6 protein-coding genes and 1 pseudogene are annotated in these 6,379 nt (G+C 45.2%); 2 read left to right on the top strand and 5 right to left on the bottom strand.

The window, feature by feature from the left end:
- A pseudogene (gene argC, locus RMO79_RS20845) lies at nucleotides 1–487 on the bottom strand (N-acetyl-gamma-glutamyl-phosphate reductase); the annotation flags it as partial.
- Between the two features lie 195 nt (nucleotides 488–682).
- Here argC and ribBA point away from each other — a divergent pair.
- Complete coding sequence (ribBA, locus tag RMO79_RS20840; RefSeq protein WP_396136647.1) at nucleotides 683–2,362, top strand: bifunctional 3,4-dihydroxy-2-butanone-4-phosphate synthase/GTP cyclohydrolase II; 1,680 nt, start codon at nucleotides 683–685, stop codon at nucleotides 2,360–2,362.
- A 70-nt stretch (nucleotides 2,363–2,432) separates the two neighbouring features.
- Here the strand turns inward: ribBA and RMO79_RS20835 are convergent, their stop codons facing one another.
- Complete coding sequence (locus RMO79_RS20835; protein ID WP_310485186.1) at nucleotides 2,433–2,612, bottom strand: hypothetical protein; 180 nt, start codon at nucleotides 2,610–2,612, stop codon at nucleotides 2,433–2,435.
- Nucleotides 2,613–2,729: 117 nt separating this feature from the next.
- Here RMO79_RS20835 and RMO79_RS20830 point away from each other — a divergent pair, with 117 nt between their 5' ends.
- A complete protein-coding gene (locus RMO79_RS20830) occupies nucleotides 2,730–3,464 on the top strand; it encodes a pentapeptide repeat-containing protein (protein WP_310485185.1) in 735 nt (244 codons plus the stop codon).
- A 9-nt stretch (nucleotides 3,465–3,473) separates the two neighbouring features.
- On the opposite strand, the gene RMO79_RS20825 is transcribed toward RMO79_RS20830, so the two are convergent.
- From RMO79_RS20825 to atpD, 3 genes are all read right to left on the bottom strand, one after another.
- A complete protein-coding gene (locus RMO79_RS20825; RefSeq protein ID WP_310485184.1) occupies nucleotides 3,474–3,947 on the bottom strand; it encodes a phosphate-starvation-inducible PsiE family protein in 474 nt (157 codons plus the stop codon).
- A 111-nt stretch (nucleotides 3,948–4,058) separates the two neighbouring features.
- A complete protein-coding gene (atpC, locus tag RMO79_RS20820) occupies nucleotides 4,059–4,463 on the bottom strand; it encodes an ATP synthase F1 subunit epsilon (RefSeq protein WP_310485183.1) in 405 nt (134 codons plus the stop codon).
- 213 nt (nucleotides 4,464–4,676) lie between these two features.
- On the bottom strand, nucleotides 4,677–6,128 hold the full coding sequence (gene atpD / locus RMO79_RS20815; RefSeq protein ID WP_310485182.1) for a F0F1 ATP synthase subunit beta: 1,452 nt from the start codon (nucleotides 6,126–6,128) through the stop codon (nucleotides 4,677–4,679).
- Nucleotides 6,129–6,379: the final 251 nt, after the last annotated feature.

Raw genomic sequence — 6,379 nt, 5'->3', positions numbered from 1 at the left:
GTAAGCTGGCGGTAGGATAACAGCCGGGACAACCGACGAGTTTGGCGTTGCTGAGTTTAGCGCGATAGAGTTCGGGTAAGCCATAGACAGCCATCGCCGCAGTCTCGCGATCGGTACGGGGAAGCTTGTACCATTGAGTATAGGTATCGAGATCGGTAAAGCGATAGTCGGCAGATAGGTCGAGGACGATACATCCTTTGGCAACTAATGGTGGAGCGTATTTGCAGGCTAAACCATTGGGCAGAGCGAGAAATACTGCCTGACAGCGGGAGGCAATGACATCGACATCGATCGGTTCGATCGTTAAATTAATAGCATGACCGAGATGGGGATATAGATCTGCAAATTTTTTACCCGCGCTACTATCGCCACCTAAGTAGGCAATCTCGACCGCGGGATGATCTAGTAATAAGCGGATTAACTGGACACCGCCATAACCTGACGCACCCACAATCCCAACTTGAAGGCGTTCGATCTGCTCACCCATGAATGTTATGACCTATATAATAATAAGAAGCGATCGCCATATCGATGCTGGGAAATTCAAACTAATTAAACCCTACATTCAAAACTAGTTTTGAATTTGACGATCTGGTAATGTAGATAGATTCTACAGCAGGATTGCACTAGGGTTGAGACTTGTTTGGACAGACCATATAATTTACCAATATTTTACCGTTCTGTGATACCAACTTCTGCTACTGACCTGTCCGATTTTGAATTTGACACGATTCCTACCGCCCTCGTAGACTTCGCATTGGGCAAAATGGTCGTGGTGGTAGATGATGAAAATCGAGAGAATGAGGGCGATTTAATCTGTGCGGCACAGACGGTAACTGCCGATCGGATTAATTTTATGGCGGTTAATGCCAGAGGCTTAATTTGTCTGGCAATGATGGGACACCAGTTAGATCGATTGGATCTACCATTGATGGTGACTAATAATACCGATCCCAATCAGACAGCTTTTACGGTGAGTATCGATGCCAGTCATAAATTAGGCGTGACTACCGGAATTTCGGCAGACGATCGCGCGCGGACGATTCATTTAGCGATCGATCCCGATACCAGACCCGAAGATCTGCGCCGTCCAGGTCATATTTTCCCGCTGCGGGCGCAAGAAGGCGGGGTGTTAAAGCGGGCGGGACATACTGAAGCAGCGGTAGATTTAGCACGGTTGGCGGGCTTGTCGCCAGCAGGTGTAATTTGCGAAATTCAGAACCCCGACGGCTCGATGGCAAGATTGCCCGATTTAATTGCCTACGCGTACACCCACGATCTGAAAATTATCAGCATTGCCGATTTAATTAGCTATCGGCTCGAACACGACAGATTCGTCCATCGCGAGGCGATTACCAAGCTGCCCAGTCAATTCGGTCAGTTTCAGCTCTACGGCTATCGCAATCTGTTAGATGCCACGGAAACGGTCGCCATTGTCAAAGGCAATCCGGCGGACTTTATCGACAAACCCGTGATGGTGCGGATGCATTCAGAATGTCTGACGGGCGACGCGCTCGGTTCGCTCCGCTGCGACTGCCGGATGCAGCTCCAAGCCGCGTTGAAGATGATTGAGAATGCTGGGGAAGGTGTGGTGGTTTACCTGCGGCAGGAAGGGCGTGGCATTGGGCTGATTAATAAACTCAAAGCCTATTCCTTAAAAGATTTAGGACTAGATACCGTCGAAGCCAATAATCGCCTCGGCTTCCCTGCGGATTTACGCAATTATGGGGTCGGTGCCCAGGTTTTAAACGATTTAGGAATTAGCAAAATTCGGTTGATTACCAATAATCCTCGTAAAATTGCCGGACTTAAAGGCTACGGCTTAGAAATGGTCGATCGAGTGCCGTTATTGATCGAGGCTAATGATTACAACAATGACTATTTAGCCACCAAAGCCGCAAAGCTCGGACACATGTTGCTACAAACTTATCTAGTCACAGTCGGCATTACCTGGACTGAGGAACCATTAGAAGTCACCGCTCGGTACGATCGATTAGACAAACTCCGTCACATCGCCCAAAATCATAACCTGTTGCTTAAAGAAGAAGCTCGTCCCGTGGGAACGGCATTATTTAGCAACCCCTCATTGACTTTTCATTTAGGGTTCGACCAGGCTAATCTAGCAGTAGAAGGCTGGTATAAAGATCCCAATCATCCTTACGTGCGGGCGGTTTCCCAAGTCTTAGATGAAATGGATACCCTTCCCCAAATCAGTCGCCTCGAATTTTTAGTCGCGAACGGACAAGACCCTTTAACTGGATTGCAAACGCAGATCGATCGCCAACTGTATCCTCAAGCCCAATTACCGTCTACTCTTAACTCAAACCTGGAACTTCAGGTGATTTATAGCTTCATTGATTAAGTAGTTGCTAATTGAGTAAGATTTTAACGATCGAGGTTTATGCTCATATCCGCGATCGATTAGTGCTGGCTTATTTTTGCCAAATTGCTAATCCAAAACAGATAATTGCGTATACCAAAAACGTCCAGCTTAATTCCAGCACGGATGGTTTTTCCTCTGTGGTATCTGGCATCCACAAGCCAAACCAGCGCGTGATGGCAAACATCAACGTACAGAAACAGCCAGCTCCAACTAATAAAATATGTAGCATTTATCGATAACTAACGATCGGACGATCTGTTAAAAATCAGCTTCTAGTAAATTATTCCCGATTTCTAGCCTGAAATTTGCATTGGTACTGACACTAACACCATTAATAGCTACTAAAATGAACTACCGTTTATATTTTTTCTGTGCGGTCATCTGTTTTGGCATTGCTACACCTGCAAATGCTTATAGTCCTACAGATCTCAAAACCTTACTGAGTACGAAAAAGTGTGTCGGCTGCGATCTTAGCGGTGCAGATCTCAGCCGCAAACAGCTCGTCAATGCCGATCTTCAGGCGGCAAATCTCGTCGGAGCAAATTTGACAGGAACTAACCTCTCAGGAGCTAAATTAGGTGGAGCCAATCTGACTGGTGCGACACTGAATAATACCAATTTTACCCAAGCAGTATTACAAGCGGTAAGTGCGATCGATGTCAATTTTGCCAATACCAATCTCACTCGCACGGATCTTTCTTATGCAAATTTAGTCAATACCAATTTTAGGACAGCAATTCTGGCGAATACCGATTTAGCTGGCGCGAATTTAGCACTAGCAGATTTTACAGGTGTAAATCTAGGCAATACTTCACTAACTAGTGCCAATCTTGCTGGTGCTAAAGGCGTAATCAGAACGCCCACTCAGACTGCGCCGATAACGAATCCGAGTTCGCCCAATTCAATCGATCGCAACCGAAAAACTGTACCGGGTTCGAGTCCAGCCAATCCAGATGTTGAAGAAAGTAGCACTGTGTTTCAGCGTCCCCGCATCTATCGAATTCCACCAGGATTGGGTCGTCCCCAGCGGCTGGTACCAGGAGGTACCAGACAATCAGATCCGGTTAATTTTAATGAGTAATATTAGCATCTATGGGCGATTGGTGCGATTGGTTTGATGAACTATCGCATAACCAACTGAGAGGGAAAATACAGCAACAGCTAAAGCAATTAAATCGCTGCTACTTTTCTTTTCAAGGTCGAGGATAATAATTTTTCTAGAGACAGCAATGAGCGAAGTTACAATAACTAGCTCTACTTGAATGACGTGTTTGCGTAAGTATGCAGTGATATTTTCGAGGATTTCTAAAGCAATTAAAACATTTAAAAATAGCCCGAATAATTCAAATAAAGTCGTGTTAAAACTATCGTTACTGGGTCGTTCGACCGTAAGTATTAGTTTTTCGATTAAAGCATAACTTAAATGTCCGATCGCGATAAATGTTACAAAAATCATCCCGATCGAGAGGATTTTAGAAACTATCCCTTCGATCGATTCAACTGTGTGTAAAAAAATTTCGTCTTCATGAAGAATAGCTGCCAATCTTCGTAATAGCCGCATCATTAGATCGTACCTCAATAATTCGATCGCAATTCTGCAATCATATTACAATAATAAGCCCCCTCAATCGATCGATTGAGAGGGTTTATTATTAATTGCACTTTTAATAGAAATTTAGCCGCCAGCCGCTTGCAATCTAGCGCGCGCGCGTTTAAAGTCTCGATCTGCTTCAATTTGGTCTTGACGATTGCCTGTTTGCACGCTGGCTAGTTTTTGCTCGGCTGCGGTAAACTCTTTTTGGGCTTGTTCGCGATTAATATTCTCGCCTAACTCTGCACCATTAACTAGTACGGTAACTTCATTATTATCAACTTCGGCAAAGCCACCCATTAAAGCGATGGGAGTCCATTTATCTTTACTAGCTTTAACGCGCATTACCGCAGTATCTAATGCTGTTAATAAAGATGCGTGTCCAGTCAAAATTCCTAATTGTCCCGTAGTACTGGGCAAAATTACCTCATCGGCGGTGCCATCCCAGACTGTTTTATCTGGAGCAATTACTCTTACTGTTAGTGTCATATTTAGGTGTTAGGTGTTAGGTATTAGGTGTTAGGTTTTAAATTATAAATGTTGATATTTTTAGGTTTTTAGGCTCTAGGTTTTTAGGTTTTAGGTTGTTAGGACAGATACAGGTATCTGTCCCGATTTAGAGTGAGCATTAAGCAGTAGATATATTCATCGTACTCATTGCTTATACCCTAAAACCTAACACCTAACACCTAAAACCTACTTCTAGCCTTTGAGCAATTTAGCACCTTTTTCTTTCGCTTCGTTGATATCGCCAACGAGGTAGAAAGCTTGTTCGGGTAAATCGTCTAGTTCGCCGTTGAGAATCATTTGGAAACCTTTAATGGTATCTTCCAATTTCACGTATTTACCAGGAGAACCAGTAAAGACTTCAGCAACAAAGAAGGGTTGTGATAAGAAGCGTTCGACTTTGCGCGCGCGGGAAACAATCAGGCGATCTTCTTCGGCGAGTTCGTCCAAACCGAGAATGGCAATGATATCTTGCAATTCTTTATAACGTTGGAGGGTCGATTGAACGGCACGAGCGGTGTTGTAGTGTTCGGCACCGACGATCGATGGTTGCAACATTGTCGAAGTAGAATCGAGAGGATCTACTGCGGGGTAAATGCCTTTAGCCGCCAAACCACGGGATAGTGAAGTCGTACCGTCTAAGTGAGCGAAGGTAGTTGCTGGTGCGGGGTCGGTGAAGTCATCCGCAGGTACGTATACTGCTTGGATTGAGGTAATCGAACCTTCTTTGGTGGAAGTAATCCGCTCTTGCAAGTCACCCATATCGGTACCTAGAGTCGGCTGATAACCTACCGCCGAAGGCATCCGACCGAGGAGTGCAGATACTTCAGAACCCGCTTGAACGAAGCGGAAAATGTTGTCGATAAACAGCAACACGTCTTGCTTGTTAACATCGCGGAAGTATTCTGCCATTGTCAACGCGACCAAGCCAACGCGCATCCGCGCTCCGGGTGGCTCGTTCATTTGACCGTAGACTAGCGCGATTTTGGAGTTATTTAAGTTATCTTTATCGATTACTCCCGATTCCATCATCTCGTTGTAGAGATCGTTTCCTTCGCGGGTACGTTCGCCTACACCACCGAACACGGATACACCACCGTGGTTGGTGGCGATGTTGTTAATCAGTTCCATCATGATCACGGTTTTGCCCACGCCAGCACCGCCGAATAGACCAATTTTACCACCCCGACGATAGGGAGTGAGTAAGTCGATCACCTTAATTCCGGTTTCAAATACGGAAGGTTTGGTTTCGAGTTCGGTTAGTTTGGGAGCGTCGCGGTGGATTGGGAATCTTTCTTCAGTAGCAACAGGACCTTGGTTATCTACTGTTTCGCCCAAGACGTTAAAAATCCGACCGAGGGTAGCAGTACCGACGGGTACGCTAATCGGCGCGCCCAAATCGGTGACATCCATACCACGAACCAACCCATCGGTGGTACTCATGGCAACAGCACGAACTTGGTTGTCACCCAGAAGTTGTTGGACTTCACAGGTTACGGATACAGTTTGTCCAGCCTCATTTTTGCCTTCAACTTTGAGGGCACTATAAATCTGGGGCATCTTACCGCCAGTAAATTCTACGTCCACAACTGGACCAATAACTTGGGTGAGTTTCCCCACGTTTGTTTTTTCTGCGGTGCTAGCCATGTGCGCGTTACTTAGTTATTGTGTGATTTTGTCTATAGCGGTCGATGTAACAAGCCAGATCGAAGATCTGTTTTTTGTTATCTGGAGTGCGAAAATTGCCAATAATTGGCTCTGGATAACGATTCACCAGTCATTTTTAGCGGAACTTACCTAAGGTAATCGCGCTAGAAATCGTCGCTGGTTGCTGTATGCTAAATCGTTCCAGTTTTTAGCTACTTTTAATATTTTGCAATGCTATCGTTTAGTCTATC

This window comes from Chamaesiphon sp. VAR_48_metabat_403, from assembly GCF_031422475.1.
Taxonomy (GTDB): domain Bacteria; phylum Cyanobacteriota; class Cyanobacteriia; order Cyanobacteriales; family Chamaesiphonaceae; genus Chamaesiphon.
The sequence above is the reverse complement of the archived record's forward strand: the minus strand, read 5'-3'. Positions and strand labels throughout refer to the sequence as shown.